We start from the raw sequence: 25,665 nt of genomic DNA, 5'->3' as shown, positions 1-25,665 counted from the left end.
GTCCCGCCCAACGCGCTTCCCCGGTGAAGGCCGGGGACCAGTCGCGATGGGTTTAGTAACGAAGCGCCGTCGCTGCTTTCCGCCGGCCCACTCCTGGGCCGCGGCCTTCGCCGGGGAGGCGATTCTGGCGCTAGGTTGTCACGTTCGCGCTAGCGCCGCGCCAGCACCGCTTGCGTAATCTCCGCCGCGATCGCGTGCGGAGCGCGCATCGCACCCTGTTCGACCGTCCGCACCGTCATCCACGGGCCGAGCCGTGCCTCGCTCGCCAGCGCCGCATAATTCTCGCGCACGCGCGCCTGCAGCGCGAGGTCGGCTTCATGCTCGTCATAGGCGCGGTCGGTGTAGCTGCGCTGATGCTTGCGCAGGATCAGGTCGCGCGCGATCTCGAGCGGGGTGTCGAGATAGATGGTAAGTGCAGGCGCGGGGAGGGCGAACATCTCGGTCTCGAGCCGGACGATCCAGTCGATCAGCGCGGCGACTTCGGCCTCGGGCACCTTGGCGGCCTGGTACGCGATGTTCGAGGCGATGTAGCGATCGAACACCAGGACATCGTGCGCCGCGTCCGCCGCGAGCAGCGCGTCGCGCGATTCGAGCCGGTCGAGCGCGTAGAGCACCGCCGCCGCCTTGGGCGTCGCGGCGCGCGGCAGGCGGCCCGACAGGAATTCGCCGAGGACATGCCCGCCGAGCGTATCGGCATATCGCGGGAAGGAGATGACCGTCGCGCTGAGCCCCTCGGTCTGCAGCTGCGCGACGACATTGGCCGCCGCGGTCGCCTTGCCGGCGCCGTCGCCACCCTCGATCGCGATCAGCATCGGCATGTTCCTGCGCGGGCGGAGTGGGGGCGGTCGAATGGCATCGGGCGTGTTCCTTGGCGGCTCCCTCTAGCATGTGCCCGGCGATTGTCACCGGTGGGCTGTCTCAGCGCCGCAGCGGGCTCCCCGGCTTCCATGCGGGCGGCTGCGGCTGATCGGCGACGCGCGCGACGAGGGCGTAGAAGAAGCGGTTGAAATCGGCCGCCGCCTGCCAGTCGATCGGCTGGGCGAGATCGTCCTGCGGCTTGTGATAGCCGGTGCGATACCATTGCCGGTAGATCGCCTCGCTCGGCGTGCCGGGCCGGTAGCCGAAGACGAACGCGGTCGCCGGGATGCCGGCTTGCAGGAACGGCCATTGGTCGGCGCGGCGCAGCAGGTTGCGTTCGGGCTCGGGGTCGCGCTGGACCGCGACGCCCATCGCGCCCGCCACCGCGCGCGCATCGTCGCCGAGCGTGGTGTCGTCGAGCGCGTGGACGGTGAGCAGCTTCAACGGGAAGATCGGACGGAGCTGGTCGAGGTTGATGTCGGCGGCGAGGCGCGCCTTGGGCAGCGTCGGATGCGCGACGAACCAGCGCGCGCCGAGCAGGCCCTTCTCCTCGCCGGTGAACGCCGCGAACAGCACGGGCCGCGCGAAGCCTGCGCCGTGGCGGCGCTCGGCGAGGCGGATCAGCAAGGCGACATAGGCGGCGTCGTCGAGCGTGCCGTTGTAGAGCTTGTCGCCCGCGACGGGTTCGCCCGGGCCGTAGCCGTCGAGATGCGCGCTGAGCACGATCGCCTGGCCGGCGAGGGCGGGGCTGGTGCCCGGCAGCGCCGCGAGGACGTTGGGCGCGCTGATGCGACGCTGCGCGAGCGTGAGGCTGGCGCGGAAGCGGTCGGGCGCGTCGAAGCTCGGCAGCGGCTGGCCTGCCGCGCCGGCGGTGATCAGCGTGGTGGCGTCGCGGCCGATCACCCGGCCGAGCGCGTCGGCGTTGAGCGTCATCCGCGGCAGCCCGGCGGGCGGCGCATCGCCCTGCAACCAGACGCTGCGCGCATAAGCGAACGGCCAGCGTGGCGGTTCGACCGTGAAGCCGGGGTCGGCAATGGTCAGCACCGCCGCTGCCCCCGCCGCAGTAACGGCTGCCAGGCGCTCGGCGTCGCTCGGCAGGCCGGCGCGGTGGGTGCCGTGGCACAGCACGATCTTGCCGCGCACGTCGCCCAAGGCGGCGGATGCGCAATAGCCGCGATAGGCGATCGCCGCGTCGATCCGCGTCGGCATCCCCGGCGTTGGGTTGAGCATGATGTCGTGGAGGAAGCGCAGCGGGCGCGCGCCGACCGCGAAGCTGGCGGCGGTGACGCGCACTTCCGCCATCGGCACGCGCTGGAAGAAGCTGCCGTCGTCGCCGGCGGGCTTCAATCCGGCAGCGGCGAAGCGCTGCGCGACCAGCCGCGCGGCGCGCTCGTAATCGGCCGAGCCGGTGTCGCGCCCGTTCATCGCATCGCCCGACAGCGCGGCGGTGGTCGCCCACCAGGCGCGCGTGTCGGGGTCGGTCGCCGGCGGGCGGCTCGCCGCGCCGAGGCCGAGCAAGGCGAGCGCGGTGACGACCCGGCCGGCGCGATTCACTTGGCGGGGATCCCGCGGCTGCGCAGCAACGGCGCGACCTCGGGGTCGTGGCCGGTCATCGCGCGGAACATCACGCCATAATCCTGCGTGTGGCCGCGCGACAGCACGAGATCGCGCATCCGCTGGCCGTTGGCGCGCGTCATCCCGCCATGCGCCTTGAACCAGTCATAGACATTCTCGTCGAGCATGTCGGTCCAGATGTAGGCGTAGTAACCCGCTGCATAGCCGCTGCCCCAGATGTGCGAGAAATAGCTGCTGCGATAGCGCGGCGGGACATGCGCGACGTCGAGCCCGGTCGCGCCGAGCGCCTTGGCCTCGAACGCATCGACGTCCTGCGCCCCGGCGTCGCCCGGCAGCGAATGCCACGCCATGTCGAGCTGCGCCGCCGACAGCAATTCGCCGAAGGCATAGCCCTGGTTGAACAGCTCGGCGCGCTTGATCTTGTCGACCAGCGCCTGCGGCATCGCCGCGCCGGTGCGATAGTCGCGCGCATAATGCGCGAGCACGCGCGGCTCGAGCGCCCAATGCTCGTTGAACTGCGACGGGAATTCGACGAAGTCGCGCGCCACCGCGGTGCCTGAGATGCTCGGATAGGTCTGGTTGGCGAACAGCCCGTGCAGCCCGTGGCCGAATTCGTGGAACATCGTCCGCACGTCCTCGAAGGTGATCAAGGCGGGCTGGCCGGGCGCTGGCTTGGTGAAGTTGGCGGTGTTGCTGATCACCGGCTTGGTGCCGAAGATCTTCGCCTGGCGGACGTAGCTGTTCATCCACGCGCCCCCCGACTTGTTGTCGCGCTTCCAATAATCGAAATAGAACAGCCCGAGCGGCGCGCCATTCTCCTCGAACGCCTCGTAGACGCGGATGTCGGGGTGGAAGGTCGGGATGTCCTGGCGGCGCTTGAAGCTGATCCCGTACATCTCGTGCGCGGCGAAGAAGACGCCGTTTTCGAGCACGTTCCACAGCTCGAGATACGGCTTGGTCTGCTCCTCGTCGAGGTCGTACTTCGCCTTGCGGACCTTCTCGGCATAAAGGTCCCAATCCCACGGCTGGACCTTGAAGCCGCCTTTCTCCTGGTCGACCGCGGCCTGCACTTCGGCAAGCTCGCGCGCCTGTGCCGCCGCCGTCGGCGCGTCGAGCGCGTTGAGGAAGCCGCGCGCGGTGTCGGCGGTCTGGGCCATCTGCTCGGCGAGCGAATAATCGGCCCAGGTCTTGAAGCCGAGCAGGTTCGCCTTCTTCGTGCGCAGCTGGATCAACTGCGTGATCGTCGCGCGCGTATCGTTGGCGTCGCCGCGCTCGGCGCGCGTCCAGCTTTGCGTGAACAGGGCTTCGCGCGTCGCACGGTCGGTCAGCGACTGGAGCGCGGGCTGCGTCGTCGTGTTCTGCAGCGGCAGCAGATATTTGCCCGTCTGCCCGCGCTCCGCGGCATCGCGCGCGGCCGCCGCAATGCCGGCGTCGCCGAGCCCGGCGAGCTTGGCGGGATCGTCGACCACCAGCGCCCCCGCCTTGGTCGCGGCGAGCAGTTTCTGGCGGAAGGTCACGCCGAGCGAGGAAATCTGCTTGTTGAGATCGCGCAGGCTCGCCTGGTCGGTGGCGGACAGCTGCGCGCCGGCGCGGATGAAGTCCTTGTAGTAATCGTCGAGCAGCATCGTCTGTTCGCCGGTCAGCTTGAGCGTCGCGGCGCGATCGTGCAGCGTCTTGAAGCGCGCGAACAGCTTGGGGTCGAGATAAATCGTGTCGCTATACCCGGCGAGCTGCGGCGCGAGCGCGGCCTGCGCCTTCTGCAGCACCGGATTGGTGTTGGCCTGCGCGACCTGCCCGAACGCCGCCTGCGCGCGGGCGAGCATCTGCCCCTGGCGCTCCATCGCGACGACGGTGTTGTCGAAGGTCGGGGCGGCGGGATTGTCGGCAATCTTGCGGATTTCGGTGAGGCTGGCGACGATGCCCTGTTCGATCGCGGGCTGATAATCTGTGTCGGCAATCTTGTCGAACGGCGGCGCCTGATAGGGGAGCGTGCTCGGTTTCTCGAACGGATTGGCGGCGAATGCGGGGGCACCCGTCAGCATGGCGGTGGCGGCGAGAAGAAGCGGCAAGCGAAGCATCTGCGATCCTTAAACGTATCGCGCGACGATAGCCTGGGGTTGCGCGCGAAGTCGATATGCGCGGCGCTTACTGGGGGCAAGATGCTGGAGCGGGTGAAGCGAACACGCCATTGCCGTAAGTGGCTTACGGCAATGGCGTGAAGACGGTTCGCACTAAGGCGGCGCCTCTCAACTAGCCGCCTCCCGAGCCCGGCGCTGCTGATGGATGCGCCGTCAGGGTTTGTGAGTAGACGCTCTCGCAGCGAACACCTCTTTCGCCGCAAACAGCCCGTTGAGCGCGGCCGGGAAGCCTGCATACACCGCCATCTGCATCAGGACCTCGGTGATCTCGTCTTGCGTCAGGCCGACGTTTAATCCGGCCTCAATATGCACCTTCAATTGCGGCGCGGCATTTCCCATTGCCGCCAGCGCGGCGATGGTGGCGATCTCCCGCTCCCGCAGCCCGAGGCCAGGTCGCGAATAGATGTCGCCAAACGGAAACTCGAAAAGATAGGTCGCAAAGTCTGGCGCAATATCGGCGAGGGCCGCGACGACCTTGTGGCCGGCCTCGCCGTCGATGTCCGCAAGCGCCCGTTTGCCGCGTTCAAGCCGACTTTCGCTGCTGGTTGTGTGGTCGTGCGTCATGGGCGTTTATCCTCGTTTCGGCACCGGAATATCCGGCGATCTTGGTGTCGAGGACGAGAAGGCAGGCCTGTAGATCGGCGACATGCGCGCGGACCCGAATGCGGTGCTGATCCAGCAAGTCCCGCCGCTCAGCCTCGGTGGCCGAACCGCGCTCGCGCAATTCGGAATAGCGCAGCATCTCGCGAATCGGCATTCCGGTCGCCCTGAGGCGACCGAGAAACGCAATCCAGACGAGGATCGAGGCGTCATAGTCGCGCTGGCTCGAGCTGTTTCGGTCGGCATAAGGGAGCAGACCGATCCGCTCGTAATAACGAATCGTGTGCGCCGATAATCCCGAGCGTTTCGCCACCTGGCCGATCTTCATGCGTAGCTGTCTTCCGTCGTGACGCATGGGGGAATACGAGTTCGAGCGCACTCTAAGTCAAGCAATTTTGACCAGGGTCGGCAGCGATCCCGACACGGACGTGGTCGGGTTGCGGTGCGTGTCTGCGGCGGCATCCGACGTTCACCCGAACGGTCGGATTCTGGGGTCAATCTCCGAAGGGAATGGCGGCGTGGCAGTGATGGGGGGCGACCAACGATCGGTCATGGAGCGGGTGAAGGGAATCGAACCCTCGTCGTAAGCTTGGGAAGCTTCTGCTCTACCATTGAGCTACACCCGCATGTCGCAGCCAGACCGGACGGTGCCCGCATCGGAGCGATGGCGGCAGTGTTCAGCGCTGGACGGCTTGGGCACTGCCACAATCGGACGGGGACGGTCAACGCCAAACGCGCCCGCCGTCGCACGGCGGCGCGTAGGCAAATTGCATTGGCGCGCGAAAATCGGCAGAGGCGTCGGTTTGAGGAGGCGCTGTGTCGGGAAGGCGCTGCGTGAAGGGAACGCCTATGCTGACGCCGGGATCGAATTGCTGGCGGATCGAACCGGCGACGCGGGTCAGCGTCATCGTCGATGCCGACGATTATTTCCGCGTCGCGCGCGACGCGATGCTCAACGCCAAGCATCGCATCATGCTGATCGGGTGGGATTTCGACGCGCGCATCCGGCTGGGCGATGTCGGGCAGGACGACGGGCCCGAGCAGCTCGGCGCGTTCGTGTCGTGGCTGGCGAATCGCAATCCGGCGCTCGATTTCTACCTGCTGCGCTGGGATCTCGGCGCGATCAAGTCGCTGTTCCGCGGGACGACGGCGTTCACCGTGCTCAACTGGATGCGCAACAAGCGGATCCATACCAAGCTCGACGCGACGCACCCGCCGGGCGCTTCGCACCACCAGAAGATTGTCATCATCGACGATTGCTTCGCCTTTTGCGGCGGGATCGACATGACCGGCGACCGCTGGGACACGCGCGCGCATGCCGATGACGATCCCGAGCGGCACCAGCCGAACGGCAAGCCGTACAAGCCGTGGCACGATGCGACCACCGCGCTGCAGGGCAAGGCGGCGGGCGCGCTGGCCGAGCTGGGCCGCGATCGCTGGCACCGCGCGGGCGGCAAGCCGATCGGCCCGCTCGATGCCGCCACGGGCTATTGGCCCGCGATGCTGCCGGTCCACTTCCACGATGCCGAGGTCGCGATCGCGCGCTCCGAGCCCGAGATGCCGGGCTACCCCGGGGTGACCGAGATCGAGCAGCTCTACATCGACCAGATCGCCGCGGCCGAGCATGTCATCTATGCCGAGAGCCAATATTTCGCGTCGCGCAAGATTGCCGAGGCGATCGGCAAGCGCGTCGCCGAGGAGAATGGGCCCGAGATCGTGCTGATCAACCCCGAGGCCGCGCAAGGCTGGCTCGAGCCGCTGGCGATGGACACCGCGCGTGCGCGGCTGTTCGAGGCGATCCGCCGGCTCGACACGCACAAGCGCTTCCGCATCTACCATCCCTACACCGCGGCGGGCGAGGCGATCTACGTCCACGCCAAGATCCTGATCGCGGACGATCGATCGCTGCGCGTCGGTTCGTCCAACATGAACAACCGCTCGCTGCGGCTCGACACCGAATGCGATATCACGATCGACGCGTGTCTGCCGCCCAATCGTGCCTGTGGCGATGTCGTGACGACGATCCGCAACGACCTGCTGGCCGAGCATCTCGGCGTGCCGATCGAAACGATTGTCGCGACGCTCGAACAGACCGGCTCGCTGATCGCGACGATCGAGGCGCTGCGCGGATCGGGCAAGACGCTGCGACCCTATGAGACGCCCAACCTGTCCGAGGTCGAGACCTGGCTGGCCGACAATGAGGTGCTCGATCCCGAGGGCCCCGGCGAAATGTTCGAGAGCACCACCAAGCGCGGCCTGTTCCGCAACCGGCGCTGGCGCAAGCCGCGCTGAGCCGCGGGCGCGCCGCATTGGGTGCCGCACCCGCAGGCATCGCTCGCTAATCGGCAGCGCGCCGCTTATCAACGGTCAACAACCGACGGCAAGGGGCTGACGATCATTCCGGAACTGGGGGCAAGCACGGCGCGGCAGCGGACGTTCGACCGGCTGATCGCGGCGGCGGTGCTGCGCCCAAGCCCGGCGATCGTCGCCTATCCCGGCGCGATCGCGCTGATCCTGACGGTGAGCGCGTTTCGCGCGGTGATCGCGACCGACCAGCTCCCCTTCCTGCTGTTCATCCCGGCGCTGATCTTCATCGCGCTGATCCTCGGCCGCGGTCCGTCCTACGTCGCGATTGCGCTGTCGGCGCTGCTCGCCGATTATTTCTTCCTCCAGCCCGAGCTGGGGTTCGCGCTGCGCACGCCGCAATTGATCGCGCTCGCCATCTATGTCGCGGTCGACGTGGCGATCGTCGAGTTGTGCAGCGAGGTCCGCATCAGTTACGCCAAGCGCGAGCGCGAGCTGACCGAGCTGCGCCGGGTGCGCGACACGCTGGCCGACAAGGAGGCTTTCCTGACCGGTGTGCTCGAGAGCTCGAACGACTGCATCAAGGTGCTCGACCTCGACGCGCGGCTGACCTTCATGAGCAAAGGCGGCAAGCGCGTGATGGAGGTCGACGATTTCGGTGCGATCCACGGGTGCCCGTGGCCCGATTTCTGGATCGGGCAGGGCAATGTCGCGGCGCATGACGCGATCGCCAAGGCGCGCGGCGGCGGGATCGGGCAGTTCCAGGGGCTGGCCGACACGGTGGCGGGGACGCCGAAATGGTGGGACGTGGTCGTCACGCCGATCAAAGGGAGTGATGGCACGCCCGAACGCCTGCTCGCCATCTCGCGCGACATCACCGAATCGAAGACGGCCGAGCAGCAGCTTGCGCTGTCACAGGAACGGCTCGAGCTCGCACTCGGGGCGAACGGGATGATCGGCATCTGGGACTGGGATCTCGCAAGCGACCTGGTCTATTCGGATCCCAATTTCGCACGGCTCCATGCGATCACGCCCGAGCGCGCGGCGCACGGGGCGCCGCTCGGCGCCTATACTGCCAGCTTCCATCCCGAGGATCTGCCGCGGTTCGAGGCGGCATTGGTGCGCCTGTTCGAGGGGGCGCCCGAATTCGAATGCGAATATCGCGTGCTGCAGGATGACGGGGCGGTCAAATGGGTGCTCGCACGCGGCAAATTGGTGCGCGATGCCGACGGCACGCCCCGCCGGCTGCCGGCCGCATCGGTCGACCTCACCGATCTCAAGCGCGCCGAAGAGCAGCAGCAGTTGCTCAACCACGAGCTCGCGCACCGGCTGAAGAACATGCTCGCGATCGTCCAGGCGATCGTCGGGCAGACGCTGCGCCAGGCGGAAACGGTCGAGGACGCGCGCGAGGCGCTGACCGCGCGCCTGGCCGCGCTCGCCACCGCGCATGAGGTGCTCGTCCAGTCGAACTGGGAGGATGCCGATGTCGGCAGCGTCGTCACCAGTGCGCTCGCGCCGCACAGTCCGGGCGCATCGCGGCTGGCGATCCGCGGGCCTGCGGTGCCGGTCTCGGCGCGCTGTGCGCTCGGGCTCGGGCTGGCGATGCATGAGCTGGCGACCAACGCGGTCAAATATGGCGCGCTGTCGGTCGCGGCGGGGCGGATCGACGTCAGCTGGGTGGTCCGGGACGACGGGGCGACGCCGCGCTTCCGGCTGGAGTGGCGCGAAACGGGCGGGCCCGTGGTGGTGGTGCCGGCGCGGCGCGGGTTCGGCTCGGCGATGATCGAGCGCTCGCTGCGCGGCTATTTCCGCGGCGAGGCGGTGATCGACTTCGCGCCGGGCGGGGTGGTGTTCACGCTCGACGCGCCGCTCGCCGGGCTGGTCGCCGCGCCGATCGTTTAACCCGGCAGCAGCCGCTTCAGCAGCCCGACATTGGTCTTGGCGAGATCGATCACCGAATCGCCGCGGCCGCTGATCACCGCTTTCGCCATGTAGAGCGTGAAGCCCTTCATCTGTTCGAGCGTGATCGCGGGTGGCATCGACAGCTCGTTGCGCGCGGTCACCGCGTCGAGCAGCGCGGGGCCGGGATGCGCCAGCACATCGCGCACCGCACCCTCGATATCGCCGGGATCGGTGACACGAACGCCGTGCAGCCCGATCGCGCGCGCCATCGCGGCGAAATCGGGATTGTCGAGCGTGACGCCGGTCTCGACCAGCCCCGCCGCCTTCATCTCCATCTCGACGAAGCCGAGCGTGCCGTTGTTGAAGACGATGATCTTCACCGGAAGGCCGAGCTGCTTCACCGTCAGCAATTCGCCCATCAGCATCGCAAGCCCGCCGTCGCCCGACAGCGTTACGACCTGCCGCTGCGGATAGGCCGCCTGCACGCCGATCGCCTGCGGCAACGCGTTGGCCATCGAGCCGTGGTTGAACGACCCAATCAGGCGCCGGCGGCCGTTCATCTTGAGGTAGCGCGCGGCCCAGATCGTCGGCATGCCGACGTCGCAGGCGAACACCGCATCGTCGGCGGCAAGCTCGCTCACCACGCGGGCGACATGCTGCGGGTGGAGCAGGCCGCTCCCCGGCGTGCCGTGCGCCAGTTCGTCGAGCCCCTCGCGCGCCTTGGCATAGTTGGCGCGGGCATCGTCGAGGAACGCGCCGTCGCGGCCGGCCTTGAGCTGCGGCAGCAGCGCGGCGATCGTCGCGCCGACATCGCCGACCAGCCCGAGGTCGATCGCGGTGCGGCGCCCGAGATTTTCGGGGCGCAGGTCGATCTGCGCGACCTTGGCTTTCTCGGGGTAGAATTGGCGATAGGGGAAGTCGCTGCCAAGGATCAGCAGCGTGTCGCAGCCGAGCATCGCGTCGTAGCCGGACGAGAAGCCGATCAGCCCGGTCATCCCGACGTCGTAGGGATTGTCATAGTCGACATATTCCTTGCCACCGAGCGCGTGGACGATCGGCGCCTGCAACGCCGCGGCGAGCGCGATCAGTTCGGCATGCGCGGTGCGGCAACCTCGGCCGGCGAGGATCGTGACCTTGTCCGAGCCATTGAGCAGCTCGGCCAGCTGCGCGATCTGCGCGGCGCCTGGCACCACGGTAGCGGCGGCGGGCAGCAACGCATCGGCCGAGCGCGCGACCGTGCCCGTCGTCTTGCGCAGCGCGACGTCGCCCGGCATCGCGACGACCGACACGCCGCGATGCCCGACCGCGGCGCGGATCGCGGTGTCGAGCGTGCGCGGCATCTGGTCGGCGTCGGAGATCGTCTCGCAATAGACGCTGCATTCGCGGAACAGCGCTTCGGGGCGCGTCTCCTGGAAATAGCTCGAGCCAACCTCGCCGCTCGGCACCTGCGCGGCGATCGCCAGCACGGGGACGCGGGTGCGGTTGCAATCGTACAGCCCGTTGATGAGGTGCATGTTGCCCGGCCCGCACGACCCCGCGCAGACCGCGAGCTTGCCGCTCAGCTGCGCCTCGGCACCGGCAGCGAAGGCCGCGGCTTCCTCGTTGCGGACGTGCACCCAGGCGATCTTGCCACGGCGGCGCAGCGCGTCGGTCAGCCCGTTGAGGCTATCGCCGACGACGCCGTAGATCCGCTCGACCCCGGCGAGTTCGAGCGTTTCGGCGAACAGATCGGCGACGGTGGTGTTCGACATGCGGGTCTCTCCGAAAGGGGCAGGGTCAGCGCTGCTCGGGCTGCCAGACGTAGCCGCCGCGGGCACGCGCGATCCGCCCGACGCCGGGGAAGGGGAAGTGCGGCGAGAAGACCCGCTCGTGGCTCGCGGCGAGCCGCGCGAGCGTCGCGTCGCGCTGCGTCACACCCTGCTTGGCGTCGGTGTCATAGGCGATCACCCAGTCGGGCTTGGCGAGCGACACGACCGCGCTGTGCGCGCTGTCGCCAATCGCAAGCAGGCGATCGCGACCCGAGCTGATCTCATAGCCCGAATGACCCGGCGTGTGGCCGGGCAGGGGGACAGCGCGGATCCCGGGGAGGACGCTCGCGCCCGGCGCGAAGATCTGCACCTTGGGCGTGATCGCCGCGACGAGGGCCGCATTCTCGGCATTGCCCTTGAGGAAGGCCCATTCGGGCGCGGACATGCGGATCGTCGCATTGGGGAAAGCGAGCCCGCCACTCGCGGTGACGAGCCCGCCGACATGGTCGCCGTGCGAATGGGTGATCAGCACGTCGGTGACCTTGCCCGGATCGACACCGGCGAGCGCGAGGCTCTTGGGCAGCGCACCGCCGACCTTGGGGCCGAGCCCGCTGTCGATCAGCACCGCGCGGCCGGGAAGCTGCACGAGCAAGGCGTCTACGCCCAACCGGAGCGTGTCGGTCGGCGCACCGGCCTTGCGCAGCACGTCGGCGACCGCGGCGGGGCCGACTTGCGGGCCGAACACGCTGCCGTCGTTGGGGACGGCGTTGATCATGTCGCGCAGCGCGACGATCCGCACCGTGCCGACCTTGAACGGCGTCGCGGCGGGACCGATCGGCACCGGCTTGGCGAGCGCCGACGTGCCGGCCAGCAGCGCCAGCGCCGCGGCGAAGAGGGACCTGACGGGCATGGGAGAATCCTCGCGAAATAGAACAGGCGGCGCTCCTAAGACCGCCGCCTGCCTAACCCGTCATCGCTCCGGGTTGTTCCGCCCGGTTCTCCGGGCCCCGCTCAGAAGGCGGCGGAGAGCGACACGACGAACTTGCCCGACGCGATCGACGACCCGTCCTTGGTCTGCGAGAAATTGGGCAGCAGATAGGCCGAGCGGCGGCGCGAAATGTCGGTGCCGACATAGGCGACGCCGAGCGTGACCGGCTTGAAGGTCACGTCGAGCCCGACGAGATAGTCGAGATACGCGCCCGTCGGCGTGACGCTGGTGCCGTTCGGCCCGAGCCCAGGGTTGCCCCAAGAGTAACCGAGATGCGCCTTGGCGGTCACCGGCGTGGTCGGAATCCCCGAGCTGACATCGCCCCACAGATAGAGATTGTCCTGGCTCTGCCCGCGGCTCTGCGGCGTGTTCGAGAAGTTGCCGAGCGCGCGCTGCTTGGGTGCGTAGGCGACGCCGGCGAGCGCGCTCACCGGGCCGAGCGTGGTCGACAGCTTGGCATAGCCTTCGCCGAAATCGGTGAGGTCGGCGCCGCCGGGATACATGTACCAGGTCAGCCCGACATCGACTGCGGTGCCGCCGCCGAGGCTGCGCTTGTAGCCGCCGTAGAGGTCGAGCTCCATGTTCGCGCCGCCGAAGGTGCCCCAGCCCGAAAGGTTGGACGCCCAGGTGCCGACATAGAGGCCGCTCTTGTGCGTGGCGGAAATGCCGCCTTGGATCGCGAATTCATTGTCGCTCTGCGAGACGCCGCGGAAGCGATAGTCGTTCACGATGGCGACCGAGCCGGCCAGCACGACCGGCGGTGGCGGGTCGGTCTCGTCGGCGAAGGCGGGCGTGGCGATGACGGTCAGCAACGCGGCCGCGATGGTGGAATAGATCTTCAATGGAACCCCCTGAAAACGGTGATCGGGTCCCGCCTGCTGTCCCGACCGCCGCCACATCTCACCGCTAGCGCTTCTCCAAACGGGAAGCGATGGGGCGGCGATCGGCCGGAACTGCTTATTTTTATGCAAGCCACGATGCTGCTTTCTTGCTCGATCGTGACGAAACATTGCTGGAAAACCTGAGGCCAAAAAAAGCCCCTCCCCGGAAAGGGAGGGGTTGGGGTGGGGAAGTCACGAACGCTGATCTCTGCGAGGCTCGCCCCACCCCCAACCCCTCCCCTAAAGTGGAGGGGCTAGGAGAAACTCAGGCGGTCTGCTTGGCGAGCCGTTCCGAGGCACCATACACTTCGACCTCGCCGCCGGCGGCGCGGCGCCGCGCCAGCCAGTCCTTGAGCAGTTCGGCGCAGGTATGATCCGCCGACGACAGCTTGGTCATGTCGAGCCGCATCGGCGCACCGTCCGGCACCGCGTCGAGCGCGCCCGACAGCTTGGGCAGCGTCAGGAAGGTCGCCGCGCCAGCGAGGTGAACGGTTTCGTGCCCGTTCAGCTCCTCGCGCACCACCTTGAGGCGGAGGTTGCGCAAGACCGGGATCAGCTCGAGCAGCGACAGCCCGATCCCGACCAGCACGCCGGTCAGCAGATCTTCGGTCACCACCAGCAGCAGCGTCACGGCCCAGATCACCACCGGCAGCAGGCCGTGATCCCTGAACAGATGCTTGGCATGGCTGAAGTTGACCAGCCGCCAGCCGGTCAGCACCAGCACCGCACCCAGCGCCGCCATCGGGATCTCGCGCAGCAGCCACGGCAGCAACGCGACGAAGCCGAGGATCCATGCACCGTGCAGGATCGTCGAGAGGCGCGACGTCGCGCCCGCCTGGACGTTGGCCGAGCTGCGCACGATCACGCCGGTCATCGGCAAGGCGCCCGCGACGCCGCACAGCAGATTGCCGATGCCCTGCGCGCGCAGCTCCTTGTTATAGTCGGTGCGCACGCCGTCGTGCATCCGGTCGACCGCGGCGGCCGACAGCAGCGTCTCGGCGCTGGCGATGAAGGCGATGGCAAGCGCCGCACCGATCACGTTGGGGTCGAGCCACTTCGCAAAGAAGTCGGGACCGGGCAGCGCGATCGCGCCGGCGATGTTCTGCGGCACGGCCACGCGGGCGATCTCGACGCCCGAAATATAGGCGACGAGCGTTGCCGCGACGACACCGAGCAACGCGCCCGGCACGAGCCGAAGCGCCTTGGGACGGAACTTCTCCCATCCGAGCATGACGGCAAGCGTGAACAGCGCGACCGCGATGGCGAGCTCGCTCGCGCCGATGTCGCTCGACAGGCCGAACAGCCGGCCGGGAACGGCGGCGAGATTCTTGAGGCCGCTCGGCAACGGCTTCTCGTCGAACATCACATGGAACTGACCGACCACGATCAGCACGCCGATGCCGGCGAGCATGCCGTGCACCACTGCGGGCGAGATCGCGCGGAACCAGCCGCCGAGGCGGAAGACGCCGGCAACGACCTGGATCGCGCCAGCGAGGATCAGGATCGGACCGAGGGCGGACAGACCCTGGTCGCGGACCAGCTCGAACACGATGACCGCGAGGCCGGCGGCGGGGCCGCTGACCTGGAGCGGGGAACCCGCGAACATGCCGACGACGAGACCACCGATGATGCCGGTGATCAGGCCCTTTTCAGGCGGCACGCCCGACGCGATCGCGATGCCCATACACAGGGGCATCGCGACCAGGAACACGACGATCGAGGCGGTGAAATCCCGCCCCATCATGCTCGGCGACGGGAGTTTCACTCTGCGGCTTCCAGATATTCGACGTCCGAAGCGCGGTGGCGCTGGGCGGCATGGGCGACCGGCAGCGGCTCATCCGCCTGGATCTGCGCGAAGCGGCCCGTTGCGCCATCGAGCGCGTACATCGCGCCTGCGCCGATGTCGAAGAACCAGCCGTGCAGCGAAATCTCGCCGCGCGCGATCCCCGCGGCAACCGAGGGATGCGTGCGCAGATGCTGGAGCTGGACGACGACGTTCTCGAGGGCTGCGGCGCGGACGCCTTCCTCGTTGGTCAGCTCTGGGTAGCCCTGGCGCACGACGCATTCGGCGGCGTGGCTGTGGCGCAGCCAGGCAGCGACGTTGGGCATGCCGTTCAGCATCTCGGGGTTCATCAGCGCCTTCATCGCGCCGCAGTCCGAATGGCCGCAGATGATGATGTCGCGCACGCCGAGTGCCGACACGGCATATTCGACCGTCGACGACACGCCGCCCATTTGCGACGACGACGGCGGGACGATGTTGCCGGCGTTGCGGCAGACGAACAGATCGCCCGGCTCGGCCTGCATGATGTGTTCTGGGACGACGCGCGAATCGGCGCACGAGATCATCAGCGCCTTGGGGCTCTGGCCGTGCTGCGCGAGCTTTGCGTAAAGGGCGCTCTGGTCGGGAAAGACGGCTTTCTCGAAACTGAGGACGCGTCCGATGAGATCGTTCATGACTCTGCTCCTTGAGGTGCCCGTGGGGGAACGGGGTCAGGAGAGCATTTAGCCGACGTGTTTTGCTGCGACGCGGCGGGTACGTTACGAATGATTGCTCGACCCGTGTACGGTTCGCGAGCGACTCCTTCTTCGTCATCCCGGGATAAGCCCGGGGTGACGTCTGGAAGGTAGTTAACGCGCCGTCGGGAGACAAATCTCGGCGCGCAGTCCGCCCTCGGGCCGGTTCGCCAGGGTCAGCGTGCCGGCATGTTCGGCCACCGCGCGCGCGACGATCGACAAGCCGAGCCCCAGCCCGATCGTGTCGCGGGCCCGCGCGGTATCGAGCCGGACGAAGGGTTCGAGCACGTTGGCCAGCGATTCGGCGGGGATTCCGGGGCCGTCATCCTCGATGCGGATCACGACGCTCTCGCCGTCGCGCAGCAGCGTCAGGAAGACGCGCTCGCCATAATGCAGCGCATTCTCGACCAGATTGACGATCGCGCGCTTGAGCGTGACGGGGCGCACCGCGAGCTCGAGATGGTCGGGGCCTGTATAGGTCGCCTCGCGGCCGCGGTCGCTGACGTCGTCGCAGACCGTCTCGCACAGCACCGCGAGGTCGATCGCGACGCGCGCCTCGCTCTCGCCTTCGCCGCCGAGATAGGCGAGCAGCGAGGCGACCATCGCGTCCATTTCGAGCACGTCGGCCTCGACCGCGTCGCGCAACGCGGCGTCCGAGATCGCGTCGGCGCGCATCCGCAGCCGCGCGAGCGGGGTGCGCAGATCGTGCCCGACCGCGGCAAGCGCCTGCGTCCGGTCGGCGATCAGCTGATAGATACGCGCGTGCATGCGGTTGAACGCGCCGATCACGCGGCGCACCTCGCTGGGGCCCGCCTCTGGCACAGCCTCGTCGCGGTCGCTGCCGCTGCCGACCGCGTCGGCCGCCAGCGCGAGCCGGCGCAGCGGCAGCAGCGTGCGCCGGATGAACAGCCCGCCCATCAGCAGCAACGCGCCGGCCGGGATCATCGCGAGGATGATGCGTTCGCTCGACAGATTGGCCTGGTGGATCGGCTGTCGCGTGTGGAACCACATCCAGCTGCCATCGGCGAGTGTGACGCCACCCGCGGTCACCGCGTTGCGCCCCGGCGAGGCGAGGTTGAGCCGCAGGTCGGCATGCGCGAGGTCGGGCTCCCACCCGATCACCTGGCGATACATCCGGTCGAGCGACGGCGCGAGCGGGGGCGGGGGCGCGAGCGCCGGCGCCCAGTGGATCTCGTAGCGGCTAGTGGTCAGTTCACGCGACAGCTGCGGCCGCGCGGCGGGTGCCTGCTCGGCCAGCAGCTTGCGCGCGATCACGAGATGCTCGGCGAGCCGCCGCGCCTCGTCGTCGCGCACCGAAAATTGGCTGGCTCGCTCGTACAGCACCGTCGACACGCCGAATTCGAGGATCATCGCGAGCAACAGGATCGCGAAGATCTGGCCGATCAATCCGGCCGGGCCGTGGAGCTTAGCGCTCAATCGCGCGTGACCGGGGCGCTGAACATGTAGCCGATGCCGCGCACCGTCGCGATCGGCGCCTCGGCGCCGGTGCTCGACAGTTTGCGCCGCAGCCGGCTGACCAGCACGTCGATGCTGCGATCCGAACTGTCGCCGAGCCGCGTGCGCGACAGTTCGATCAGCCGCTCGCGCGCGATCACGCGGCCGCTATGGTCGCAGAAGGTGACGAGCAGGTCGAATTCGGCGCCGGTCAGGTCGACCAGCGCGCCGGTCGGCGAGAGCAGTTCGCGGCGCGGCAGGTTGAGCGACCAGCCGTCGAAGCGCAGCATCCCGCTCGGCCGCTGCGTGGTCTGTCGCTCGACCCCGCCGCGCCGGAGCACCGCGCGGACGCGGGCGAGCAGCTCGCGCGTGCCGAACGGCTTGGCGATGTAATCGTCGGCGCCGAGCTCGAGCCCGACGACGCGGTCGGTCTCCGATCCCTTGGCCGAGACGAAGATGATCGGCACTTCGCTCTTCTGGCGGATGGCGCGGCACAGATCGATCCCGCTGGTGCCGGGCAGCATGATGTCGAGCAGCACCAGATCGACCGGACCCTGGTCGAGCGCCAGCCACATCTCGGGCGCGGTCGCGGCGGGGCGGACCGTGTAGCCATTCTCCTGCAACGCGCGCGTGGTGAGCGTGCGCAGATGGGGGTCGTCTTCGACCAGGACGATGGTGGGCATCAGCGGAGCGGGTTCTGTCAAAGGCATCTGGTCCTGCCGACTAGGGGTGGGGGTGTGGCCGGTCAACGTGAGCCGTCCGAGCATGCTCCGTCAGCAACACTTTGTCATGCCTGCGTACGCGGCGAGCAAGATTGCCGCCCTATTTGGGTCGTATAGATTTTGAGGAGATTTCCGCATGCTTCGTATCGCACTCGCCACCGCGCTCATCGCCACCGTCGCCACGCCGGCGCTCGCCAACCGCCTCGCGCACAGCCCGGCACAGGTCAGCGCGGCGCTCAAGGAAGGCTGCACCGTGCAGCATGTCCACACGCCGGCCGGCAAGATCGTCCATTCGCCGGCGATCGTTCGCTGCGACAAGGTCGCCGTCGCCAAGACCGCGCCGACGCCGAACGTCCAGGTCGCCACGGCCAACTGATCGCTCGCCCTCCCCGCGTGGGGAGGGACGACCCGCCCGGCCGGGCGGGTGGCGATAGGGCAGTTACGCTTACCCCACCCCCTCCAGCGTGACTGCCCACCCCTCGGGCCGCCCAAAGAAGTTTCTTCGGTTACGATTTCAATCGACACACGCTAAGGGCTCTCGCAAAAGCGATGGACTTGGAGAGGTCGATTCAATGAACCAGATGGATTTCGCGCTCGGCGAGACCGCGGACATGATCCGCGACACCACGCAGCGCTTCGCGACCGACCGGATCGCGCCGATCGCGGCGAAGGTCGATGCCGAGGATTGGTTTCCGCAAAGCCTGTGGCCCGAAATGGGCGCGCTCGGCCTGCACGGCGTGACCGTCGCGGAAGAGGATGGCGGGCTTGGCCTGGGCTATCTCGAACATGTCATCGCTTGCGAGGAAGTCAGCCGCGCTTCGGCGTCGGTGGGCCTGAGCTACGGCGCGCATTCCAACCTGTGCGTCAACCAGATCGCGCGCTGGGCCTCGCCTGAGCAGAAGGCCAAATATCTCCCCAAGCTGATCTCGGGCGAGCATGTCGGCAGCCTCGCCATGTCCGAGGCGGGCGCGGGCTCGGACGTCGTCGGCATGAAGCTCAAGGCCGACAAGGTGCAGGGCGGCTATGTCCTCAACGGCACGAAATTCTGGATCACCAACGCGGCCTATGCCGACACGCTCGTCGTCTATGCCAAGACCGGCGAGGGATCGCGCGGCATCACCACCTTCCTGATCGAGAAGGACATGCCGGGCTTCGCGATCGGGCAGAAGATCGACAAGATGGGGATGCGCGGGTCGCCGACAGCGGAACTCGTCTTCACCGATTGCGAGGTTCCGGAAGAGAATATCATGGGGCCGACCAACGGCGGTGTCGGCGTGCTGATGTCGGGGCTCGATTATGAGCGCACCGTGCTCGCCGGGATCCAGCTCGGCATCATGCAGGCGTGCCTCGACGTGGTCGTGCCCTATGTGCGCGAGCGGCGCCAGTTCGGCCAGCCGATCGGCGCGTTCCAGCTGATGCAGGGCAAGATCGCCGACATGTATGTCGCGCTCAATTCGGCGCGGGCGTATGTCTATGCGGTCGCCAAGGCGTGCGACGCGGGCAAGACGACGCGCTTCGATGCGGCCGGCGCGATCCTGCTGGCGAGCGAGAATGCGGTGCGCGTCGCCAACGAGGCGGTGCAGGCGCTGGGCGGGGCTGGCTACACGAAGGACTGGCCGGTCGAGCGCTATTATCGCGATGCCAAGCTGCTCGATATCGGCGCGGGGACCAACGAGATCCGCCGGATGCTGATCGGGCGCGAGCTGATCGGGGCGAACGAGCGGGTGGCGCAGTGATGGCAGCCTATGGTTTCCCCCTCCCTTTCAGGCGAGGGGCCAGGGGTGGCGGCCGCCTCGCCGAGATTAGCGCTCGTCACTTCCCCACCCCCAACCCCTCCCATGAAGGGGAGGGGAGCAAGGTATGACCGCCCCCACGCTCACCTCCGCTTTGTCGCCTGACAGCGACACCTTCCGCGCCAACGCCGTGCACAACCGCGCGCTGGCCGAACGGCTGCGCGCCGATGTCGCGCAGGCGGCACTCGGCGGGACCGAGAAGAGCCGCGAGCGCCACACCGCGCGCGGCAAGCTGCTCCCGCGCGAGCGGGTCGAGCGGCTGCTCGATCCGGGCTCGCCCTTTCTCGAGATCGGCCAACTGGTCGCCAACGGGCTGTATGACGACGAGGTGCCGGGCGCTGGCGTGATCGCCGGGATCGGGCGCGTCTCGGGCCGGCAGTGCATGATCGTGTGCAACGATGCGACGGTGAAGGGCGGGACCTACTACCCCCTGACCGTCAAGAAGCATCTGCGCGCGCAGGAGATTGCCGAAGCCAACATGCTGCCGTGCATCTACCTTGTCGACAGCGGCGGCGCGAACCTGCCGCACCAGGCCGAGGTCTTCCCCGACCGCGATCATTTCGGGCGGATCTTTTTCAACCAGGCGAACATGAGCGCCAAGGGCATCCCGCAGATCGCCTGCGTGATGGGAAGCTGCACTGCGGGCGGCGCTTACGTGCCGGCGATGTCCGACGAGACGATCATCGTGCGCGGGCAGGGGACGATCTTCCTCGCCGGCCCGCCGCTGGTGAAGGCGGCGACGGGCGAGGTGATCTCGGCCGAAGAACTGGGCGGCGCGGATACGCATGGGCGGCGCTCGGGCGTGGTCGACCATGTCGCCGAGAATGACGAACATGCGCTGACGATCGTGCGCGACATCGTCTCGACGCTCCAGCCGCAGTCGGGCGCGGCCGTGAACCTCAAGGACCCGCGGCCGCCGAAGTTCGACGCCGAGGAACTGTACGGCATCGTGCCGAGCGACGTGCGTGCGCCGTACGATGTGCACGAGATCATCGCACGGCTGGTCGACGGGTCGGAGTTTCACGAGTTCAAGGCGCTGTACGGCACCTCCTTGGTCTGCGGCTTTGCGCATATCTGGGGGATGCCCGTCGCGATCCTCGCGAACAACGGCGTGCTGTTCTCCGAAAGCGCGCAGAAGGGCGCGCATTTCATCGAGCTCGCCTGCCAGCGGCGGATCCCGTTGCTGTTCCTGCAGAACATCTCGGGCTTCATGGTTGGCGGCAAGTATGAGGCCGAGGGGATCGCCAAGCATGGCGCCAAGCTCGTCACCGCGGTGGCGACCGCGACCGTGCCCAAGATCACCGTGCTGATCGGCGGCAGCTTTGGTGCTGGCAATTACGGGATGTGCGGGCGGGCCTACTCGCCGCGATTCCTGTTCAGCTGGCCCAACAGCCGGATCTCGGTGATGGGCGGCGAGCAGGCGGCGTCGGTGCTGGCGACCGTTCACCGCGACGCCGATGGCTGGAGCGACGAGCACGCCGAGGCGTTCAAGGCGCCGATCCGTCAGAAATATGAGGATGAGGGCAACCCTTGGTACGCGACGGCGCGGCTGTGGGATGACGGCATCATCGACCCGGCGCAGACCCGCGACGTGCTGGGGCTGGCGTTCGCGGCCACGCTCAACGCGCCGATCCCCGAGCGCCCGGCGTTCGGGGTGTTCAGGATGTGAGGGCATGGGCCTCTCAGATCCTCCCCGGCACGGGGAGGGGGACCATTTGCCTCTTCCGGCAAATGGTGGAGGGGGCTCTCCCCAAGTGTTACTCCGGTGGAGGCCCCCCTCCACCACCCGCCCAACGAGGCGGGCGGTCCCCCTCCCCGTGGCGGGGAGGATTTTAAGGAAGTCCGATGTCGCTGATCTTCGCTCTCGCGCTCGCCGCCCAGATGGCGTCGCAAACCACGCCGGTCCAGCCGATCGTCAAGGGCACCGGCCTGCCGCCTCCCGGCACCGAAGAGGCGCAGGTGATGGCGCCGGTCAATGCGCTGCTCGCCGGGATCGCCGCGCGCGATGCGGCGGCGATCGGCCAGGCGCTGCGCAGCGATGCCACCGCCACCGCGGTCGCCGAGCAGGCGGACGGCACGCGCAAGATCACCCATTCGAGCCGCGAGCAGTTGCTGGCGCGCTTCGCCCCCGGGCCCGAGCGCTATGACGAGCGGCTCAGCGACACCGCGATCGAGGTCGATGGCGACATCGCGATGGTGTGGAGCCCCTACACCTTCCGCATCGACGGCAAGCTCCACCATTGCGGCTACGACCATTTCGACCTGGTGCGCGAGGGCGGCAGCTGGAAGATCCAGAACCTCACTTGGTCGTCGCGCACGACGGGCTGCGAGGGATGATCTGCACTCGTCGCCCCGGCGCAGGCCGGGGCCGCTGTGCGTGCGCGCGCGGCGGTGCCTTTCTCGTAACGGCCCCGGCCTGCGCCGGGGCGACGGATAGATACGCATGATCCAGTCTCTGCTCATCGCCAATCGCGGCGAAATCGCCTGCCGCATCATCCGCACCGCGCGCGCGATGGGGATCCGCACGGTCGCGGTCTATTCGGATGCCGATGCCAAGGCGCTGCATGTCCGCCAGGCCGACGCGGCGGTGCATATCGGTCCGTCGCCAGCGCGCGAAAGCTATCTGGTCGGCGAGAAGATCATCGCCGCGGCGAAGGCGAGTGGTGCCGAGGCGATCCACCCCGGCTACGGCTTCCTGTCCGAAAATGCCGATTTCGCGCAAGACGTGATCGACGCCGGGATCGTCTGGGTCGGCCCCAATCCCGACAGCATCCGCGCGATGGGCCTGAAGGACGCCGCCAAGGAGCGGATGATCGCGGCGGGCGTGCCGGTGACGCCGGGCTATCTCGGCGCCGACCAGGCACCCGAGCGGTTGGCTGCCGAAGCGGCGGCGGTCGGCTATCCCGTGCTGATCAAGGCGGTCGCGGGCGGTGGCGGCAAGGGGATGCGGCGCGTCGACGATCCCGCCGACTTCGCCGATGCATTGGTCTCGTGCCAGCGCGAGGCGGCGTCGTCGTTCGGCAATACCGACGTGTTGATCGAGAAATACATCCTCTCGCCGCGCCACATCGAGGTGCAGGTGTTCGGCGATGCCCACGGCAACGTCGTCCATCTGTTCGAGCGCGACTGCTCGCTCCAGCGCCGCCACCAGAAGGTGATCGAGGAAGCCCCCGCGCCGGGGATGGACGCGGTCACGCGCGAGGCGATCTGCGCCGCGGCGGTCAAGGCGGCGAAGGCGGTCGATTATGTCGGCGCGGGCACGATCGAGTTCATCGCCGACGCGAGCGAGGGCCTGCGCGCCGACCGCATCTGGTTCATGGAAATGAACACGCGGCTCCAGGTCGAGCATCCGGTGACCGAGGAGATCACCGGGGTCGATCTGGTCGAGTGGCAGCTGCGGGTTGCGAGCGGCGAGGTGCTGCCCAAGCGGCAGGACGAGCTGGCGATCAATGGCTGGGCGATGGAGGCTCGGTTGTACGCGGAGAACCCCGCCACGGGCTTTCTGCCGTCTACCGGGACGCTCGAGCATCTACGCCTGCCGAGCTTCGCGCGGATCGAGACCGGGGTCGAGGAAGCAGGCGAGGTGTCACCTTTCTATGATCCGATGATCGCCAAGATCGTCGTCCATGAAGACGACCGGTCGGCGGCGATCGTGGCGCTGTGGGATGCGACGAGCGATGTCGAGGTCTGGCCGGTGCGTACCAACGCAGGCTTCCTGGCGCGTATCTGCCAGGATGCGGATTTCCGGGACGGTGCGATCGACACTGGATTGATCGAGCGACGCGGAGACGCGCTGACGATCCCGCCTGCGCCGCAGATCGCGCATCTGCGCGACGCGGCGGCTGCGCTCGCGGCGCGCGCGATGCGGGGCGTGTGGGACGACGCCATCGGACTTCGGCTCAATGCGGCGCCGCGCTCCGAGGTGCGAATCGTCGACGATGCGGGCACCGTACACCGCGTTGCCGACGTGATGATCGACGACGGCCCTCCACAGGAGGAAGTCGTCAGCTTCTTCCTCGGCGAAGGACGCAGCTATCGGCTCGAGCAACCGCGCGGCACCGCGACCGGCGCCGCTGCCGACGGCGCGATCCTCGCCCCCATGCCGGGCCGGATCATCGCGGTCGATGTCGCCGCAGGTGACAGCGTCACCAAGGGGCAGAAGCTCGTCACGCTCGAGGCGATGAAGATGGAGCATGGCCTGGTCGCGCCGTTCGACGGCAAAGTCGCCGAGCTCGACGCGGTCGTCGGCGGGCAGACGCAGGAGGGGATGGTTTTGGCGCGGTTGACCGCGACTGCGGAGGAGGCGGCTTAACGACCGCCAGCCGAAGAATTGCTTCCCCGGCGAAGGCCGGGGCCCAGGAGCGACCGCGGTAGCAAGCGAGTGCTGCGCTCGAGATATCGATCGTTCAGCTCCTGGGCCCCGGCCTTCGCCGGGGAAGCGAGAAGGTGAGAGGGGGAGGGGAGAGGGCGTGCGCGCCCGCTCAGCGCCCCTTGAACAGCCCCCCGAGCACGCCGCGCACCAGCCCGCCGATGATCCCCGCCCCGGCGCCGCGCGAGGAGCCGAACACGGCCTTCGACACCTCGTTGGCGACCTGCCGACCGACCGCCGAGCTTGCCGAGCGCGTCGCCGACGTGATCGCGCGGTTCCAGGGCGAGTTGGCGGCGGCCTTGGCTTCGGCTGCAGACTGCTGAGCGGCGAGCTTGGCCTGGCGATCGGCTTCGCGCTGGTCCGCGACACGCTGGCGCTCGGCCTCCCTTGCGGCGACCGCATCGGCCTTGGCCTGCACCGCAGCGGCCTTGTCGGCCTCGGTCTTCGCCTTCGCCTCGGCGGCCGCTGCGCTCGCTTCCTGGGCTTTTCCGGCGAGGATTTCCTCGGCCGAGTGACGGTCGACCAGCGTGTCATATTTCGTCCCCACCGGATCGGTCGAGATCATCACCCCGCGCTCGACCGGCGTCACCGGGCCGACGCGCGACGCGGGCGGGGCGATCAGCGTGCGCTGGACCGGCGAGGGCGAGCCATCGGGGAGCAGCAGCGAGACGAGCGCCTCGCCGACCTTCAACTCGGTGATCGCGGTCTCGACATCGACGCCGGGATTGGCGCGGAAGGTCGTCGCCGCCGACCGCACCGCCGCCTGGTCGCGCGGGGTGAAGGCACGCAGCGCATGCTGCACGCGGTTGCCGAGCTGCCCGGCGACGGTGTCGGGAATGTCGATCGGGTTCTGCGTGATGAAGTAGATGCCGACGCCCTTCGACCGGATCAGCCGCACGACCTGCTCGATCTTCTCGAGCAGCGCCTTGGGCGCCGCATCGAATAGCAGATGCGCTTCGTCGAAGAAGAAGCACAGCTTGGGCTTGTCGGGATCGCCGACCTCGGGGAGATGCTCGAACAATTCGCTCATCAGCCACAACAGGAAGGTCGCATAGAGCTTCGGGCTCGCCATCAATTTGTCGGCGGCGAGGATGTTAACGATGCCGCGCCCCTTGTCGTCGACCCCGATGAAATCGTCGAGATCGAGCGCGGGCTCGCCGAAGAAATGCTCGCCGCCCTGCGAGCGCAACTGGAGGATCGCGCGCTGGATCGTGCCGATCGACTGCTTCGAGACGTTGCCATAGGTCGTCGTCAGCTCGTCGGCGCGCTCGCCGCAGCTGACGAGCATCGCCTGCAGGTCGTCGAGGTCGAGCAGCAGCAGCCCGTCCTTGTCGGCGACGTGGAAGGCGATCGTCAGCACGCCTTCCTGGACCTCGTTGAGATCCATCAGCCGCGACAGCAGCAGCGAGCCCATCTCGGAAATGGTGGTGCGGATCGGGTGGCCCTGCTCGCCATACAGATCCCAGAATTGCACCGGGGTGTCCGCATAGGCCCAGCTGTCGTCGCCAATCTCCTTGGCGCGCGCGGCAAAGATCTCGTGATTCTTGGCGGTGGGGGATCCGGCCATCGCGAGGCCCGACAGGTCGCCCTTCACGTCGGCGACGAAGCAGGGGACGCCAACGCGCGAGAAGCCTTCGATGATGCCCTGGACGGTCACCGTCTTGCCGGTGCCGGTCGCGCCCGCGATCAGGCCGTGGCGGTTGGCGCGCTTGAGTTCGAGCTGCTGGGGGTTGGCGCCGCCAGCGCCAGCGCCAAGGAAAATGCTCGTCGTGTCGGTCATGCGGCCTCCGTGATCTCGTGCACGGTATCGCGCGA

The 25,665-nt window shown here is 68.1% G+C and carries 20 protein-coding genes and 1 tRNA gene; 7 read left to right on the top strand and 14 right to left on the bottom strand.

Translation table 11 applies throughout. From position 1 onward, the window contains the following. Positions 1–149 precede the first annotated feature (149 nt). The 6 genes from U1872_RS06785 to U1872_RS06760 form a co-directional block, all read right to left on the bottom strand. Positions 150–812 carry a nucleoside/nucleotide kinase family protein gene (locus tag U1872_RS06785; RefSeq protein ID WP_332792129.1) on the bottom strand — a complete coding sequence of 221 codons (663 nt, stop codon included), beginning with the start codon at positions 810–812 and terminating at the stop codon, positions 150–152. A gap of 106 nt (positions 813–918) precedes the next feature. Next, entirely contained in the window at positions 919–2,412 is a 1,494-nt protein-coding gene (locus U1872_RS06780) for a M28 family peptidase (protein ID WP_332792128.1), read from the bottom strand. After that, positions 2,409–4,511 (bottom strand): M3 family metallopeptidase, encoded by a 2,103-nt coding sequence (locus U1872_RS06775; RefSeq protein ID WP_332792127.1) that lies wholly within the window; start codon positions 4,509–4,511, stop codon positions 2,409–2,411. The genes U1872_RS06780 and U1872_RS06775 overlap by 4 nt, the downstream gene beginning before the upstream one ends. Positions 4,512–4,724: 213 nt before the next feature. Then, a complete protein-coding gene (locus U1872_RS06770; RefSeq protein ID WP_332792126.1) occupies positions 4,725–5,135 on the bottom strand; it encodes a carboxymuconolactone decarboxylase family protein in 411 nt (136 codons plus the stop codon). Next, positions 5,095–5,499 (bottom strand): MerR family transcriptional regulator, encoded by a 405-nt coding sequence (locus U1872_RS06765; protein WP_332792125.1) that lies wholly within the window; start codon positions 5,497–5,499, stop codon positions 5,095–5,097. The genes U1872_RS06770 and U1872_RS06765 overlap by 41 nt, the downstream gene beginning before the upstream one ends. A gap of 224 nt (positions 5,500–5,723) precedes the next feature. Further along, positions 5,724–5,797: transfer RNA gene (locus U1872_RS06760), tRNA-Gly, on the bottom strand. A gap of 223 nt (positions 5,798–6,020) precedes the next feature. Here U1872_RS06760 and U1872_RS06755 point away from each other — a divergent pair. Continuing rightward, positions 6,021–7,463, top strand: a complete 1,443-nt coding sequence (locus U1872_RS06755) for a phospholipase D-like domain-containing protein (RefSeq protein ID WP_332792774.1) — start codon at positions 6,021–6,023, stop codon at positions 7,461–7,463. A gap of 21 nt (positions 7,464–7,484) precedes the next feature. Beyond that, positions 7,485–9,377: an HWE histidine kinase domain-containing protein gene (locus tag U1872_RS06750; RefSeq protein WP_332792124.1), complete on the top strand. Its 1,893-nt coding sequence runs from the start codon at positions 7,485–7,487 to the stop codon at positions 9,375–9,377. Here the strand turns inward: U1872_RS06750 and poxB are convergent. The 7 genes from poxB to U1872_RS06715 all read right to left on the bottom strand — a co-directional run bounded on the left by poxB (position 9,374) and on the right by U1872_RS06715 (position 17,649). Continuing rightward, entirely contained in the window at positions 9,374–11,128 is a 1,755-nt protein-coding gene (gene poxB / locus U1872_RS06745; RefSeq protein ID WP_332792123.1) for a ubiquinone-dependent pyruvate dehydrogenase, read from the bottom strand. The two genes, U1872_RS06750 and poxB, sit on opposite strands and share 4 nt — an antisense overlap. A gap of 25 nt (positions 11,129–11,153) precedes the next feature. Continuing rightward, positions 11,154–12,035: an MBL fold metallo-hydrolase gene (locus U1872_RS06740; protein ID WP_332792122.1), complete on the bottom strand. Its 882-nt coding sequence runs from the start codon at positions 12,033–12,035 to the stop codon at positions 11,154–11,156. A 101-nt stretch (positions 12,036–12,136) separates the two neighbouring features. Beyond that, complete coding sequence (locus U1872_RS06735; protein WP_332792121.1) at positions 12,137–12,955, bottom strand: TorF family putative porin; 819 nt, start codon at positions 12,953–12,955, stop codon at positions 12,137–12,139. A 304-nt stretch (positions 12,956–13,259) separates the two neighbouring features. Then, entirely contained in the window at positions 13,260–14,738 is a 1,479-nt protein-coding gene (locus tag U1872_RS06730) for a SulP family inorganic anion transporter (RefSeq protein ID WP_332792773.1), read from the bottom strand. A gap of 17 nt (positions 14,739–14,755) precedes the next feature. Further along, positions 14,756–15,451: a carbonic anhydrase gene (locus U1872_RS06725; protein ID WP_133190174.1), complete on the bottom strand. Its 696-nt coding sequence runs from the start codon at positions 15,449–15,451 to the stop codon at positions 14,756–14,758. Between the two features lie 174 nt (positions 15,452–15,625). After that, positions 15,626–16,882 (bottom strand): ATP-binding protein, encoded by a 1,257-nt coding sequence (locus tag U1872_RS06720; RefSeq protein WP_332792772.1) that lies wholly within the window; start codon positions 16,880–16,882, stop codon positions 15,626–15,628. Positions 16,883–16,944: 62 nt separating this feature from the next. Continuing rightward, on the bottom strand, positions 16,945–17,649 hold the full coding sequence (locus tag U1872_RS06715; protein ID WP_332792120.1) for a response regulator transcription factor: 705 nt from the start codon (positions 17,647–17,649) through the stop codon (positions 16,945–16,947). A gap of 175 nt (positions 17,650–17,824) precedes the next feature. Between U1872_RS06715 and U1872_RS06710 the strand changes: the two genes are divergently transcribed. The 5 genes from U1872_RS06710 to U1872_RS06690 all read left to right on the top strand — a co-directional run bounded on the left by U1872_RS06710 (position 17,825) and on the right by U1872_RS06690 (position 23,793). Then, the gene (locus U1872_RS06710; RefSeq protein WP_332792119.1) at positions 17,825–18,064 is read left to right on the top strand and encodes a hypothetical protein; all 240 of its coding nucleotides are present in this window, start codon (positions 17,825–17,827) and stop codon (positions 18,062–18,064) included. Positions 18,065–18,260: 196 nt separating this feature from the next. Beyond that, positions 18,261–19,424 (top strand): isovaleryl-CoA dehydrogenase, encoded by a 1,164-nt coding sequence (locus tag U1872_RS06705; protein ID WP_332792118.1) that lies wholly within the window; start codon positions 18,261–18,263, stop codon positions 19,422–19,424. Between the two features lie 124 nt (positions 19,425–19,548). Further along, a complete protein-coding gene (locus tag U1872_RS06700) occupies positions 19,549–21,150 on the top strand; it encodes a carboxyl transferase domain-containing protein (RefSeq protein ID WP_332792117.1) in 1,602 nt (533 codons plus the stop codon). 176 nt (positions 21,151–21,326) lie between these two features. Continuing rightward, entirely contained in the window at positions 21,327–21,818 is a 492-nt protein-coding gene (locus U1872_RS06695; RefSeq protein ID WP_332792116.1) for a nuclear transport factor 2 family protein, read from the top strand. A gap of 106 nt (positions 21,819–21,924) precedes the next feature. After that, positions 21,925–23,793, top strand: coding sequence for an acetyl/propionyl/methylcrotonyl-CoA carboxylase subunit alpha (locus tag U1872_RS06690; protein WP_332792115.1), 1,869 nt, complete (start codon positions 21,925–21,927; stop codon positions 23,791–23,793). 169 nt (positions 23,794–23,962) lie between these two features. On the opposite strand, the gene U1872_RS06685 is transcribed toward U1872_RS06690, so the two are convergent. Next, on the bottom strand, positions 23,963–25,630 hold the full coding sequence (locus U1872_RS06685; protein WP_332792114.1) for a helicase HerA-like domain-containing protein: 1,668 nt from the start codon (positions 25,628–25,630) through the stop codon (positions 23,963–23,965). Positions 25,631–25,665: the final 35 nt, after the last annotated feature.

The sequence above is a fragment of the Parasphingomonas frigoris genome (genome assembly GCF_036663815.1).
Lineage (GTDB): Bacteria > Pseudomonadota > Alphaproteobacteria > Sphingomonadales > Sphingomonadaceae > Sphingomonas.
This window is presented reverse-complemented; position numbering and strand designations above follow the sequence as displayed.

Excerpts from the sequence above, each read along its gene's own strand:
- U1872_RS06715 (WP_332792120.1), bottom strand. The coding sequence starts at position 17,649 with ATGCCCACCATCGTCCTGGTCGAAGACGACCCCCATCTGCGCACGCTC.
- U1872_RS06725 (WP_133190174.1), bottom strand. The coding sequence starts at position 15,451 with ATGAACGATCTCATCGGACGCGTCCTCAGTTTCGAGAAAGCCGTCTTT.
- U1872_RS06770 (WP_332792126.1), bottom strand. The coding sequence starts at position 5,135 with ATGACGCACGACCACACAACCAGCAGCGAAAGTCGGCTTGAACGCGGC.
- U1872_RS06765 (WP_332792125.1), bottom strand. The coding sequence starts at position 5,499 with ATGAAGATCGGCCAGGTGGCGAAACGCTCGGGATTATCGGCGCACACG.
- U1872_RS06690 (WP_332792115.1), top strand. The coding sequence starts at position 21,925 with ATGATCCAGTCTCTGCTCATCGCCAATCGCGGCGAAATCGCCTGCCGC.
- U1872_RS06755 (WP_332792774.1), top strand. The coding sequence starts at position 6,021 with ATGCTGACGCCGGGATCGAATTGCTGGCGGATCGAACCGGCGACGCGG.
- U1872_RS06710 (WP_332792119.1), top strand. The coding sequence starts at position 17,825 with ATGCTTCGTATCGCACTCGCCACCGCGCTCATCGCCACCGTCGCCACG.
- U1872_RS06685 (WP_332792114.1), bottom strand. The coding sequence starts at position 25,630 with ATGACCGACACGACGAGCATTTTCCTTGGCGCTGGCGCTGGCGGCGCC.
- poxB (WP_332792123.1), bottom strand. The coding sequence starts at position 11,128 with ATGTCGAACACCACCGTCGCCGATCTGTTCGCCGAAACGCTCGAACTC.
- U1872_RS06730 (WP_332792773.1), bottom strand. The coding sequence starts at position 14,738 with ATGATGGGGCGGGATTTCACCGCCTCGATCGTCGTGTTCCTGGTCGCG.
- U1872_RS06700 (WP_332792117.1), top strand. The coding sequence starts at position 19,549 with ATGACCGCCCCCACGCTCACCTCCGCTTTGTCGCCTGACAGCGACACC.
- U1872_RS06720 (WP_332792772.1), bottom strand. The coding sequence starts at position 16,882 with ATGATCCTCGAATTCGGCGTGTCGACGGTGCTGTACGAGCGAGCCAGC.
- U1872_RS06695 (WP_332792116.1), top strand. The coding sequence starts at position 21,327 with ATGTCGCTGATCTTCGCTCTCGCGCTCGCCGCCCAGATGGCGTCGCAA.
- U1872_RS06705 (WP_332792118.1), top strand. The coding sequence starts at position 18,261 with ATGAACCAGATGGATTTCGCGCTCGGCGAGACCGCGGACATGATCCGC.
- U1872_RS06740 (WP_332792122.1), bottom strand. The coding sequence starts at position 12,035 with ATGCCCGTCAGGTCCCTCTTCGCCGCGGCGCTGGCGCTGCTGGCCGGC.
- U1872_RS06775 (WP_332792127.1), bottom strand. The coding sequence starts at position 4,511 with ATGCTTCGCTTGCCGCTTCTTCTCGCCGCCACCGCCATGCTGACGGGT.
- U1872_RS06785 (WP_332792129.1), bottom strand. The coding sequence starts at position 812 with ATGCTGATCGCGATCGAGGGTGGCGACGGCGCCGGCAAGGCGACCGCG.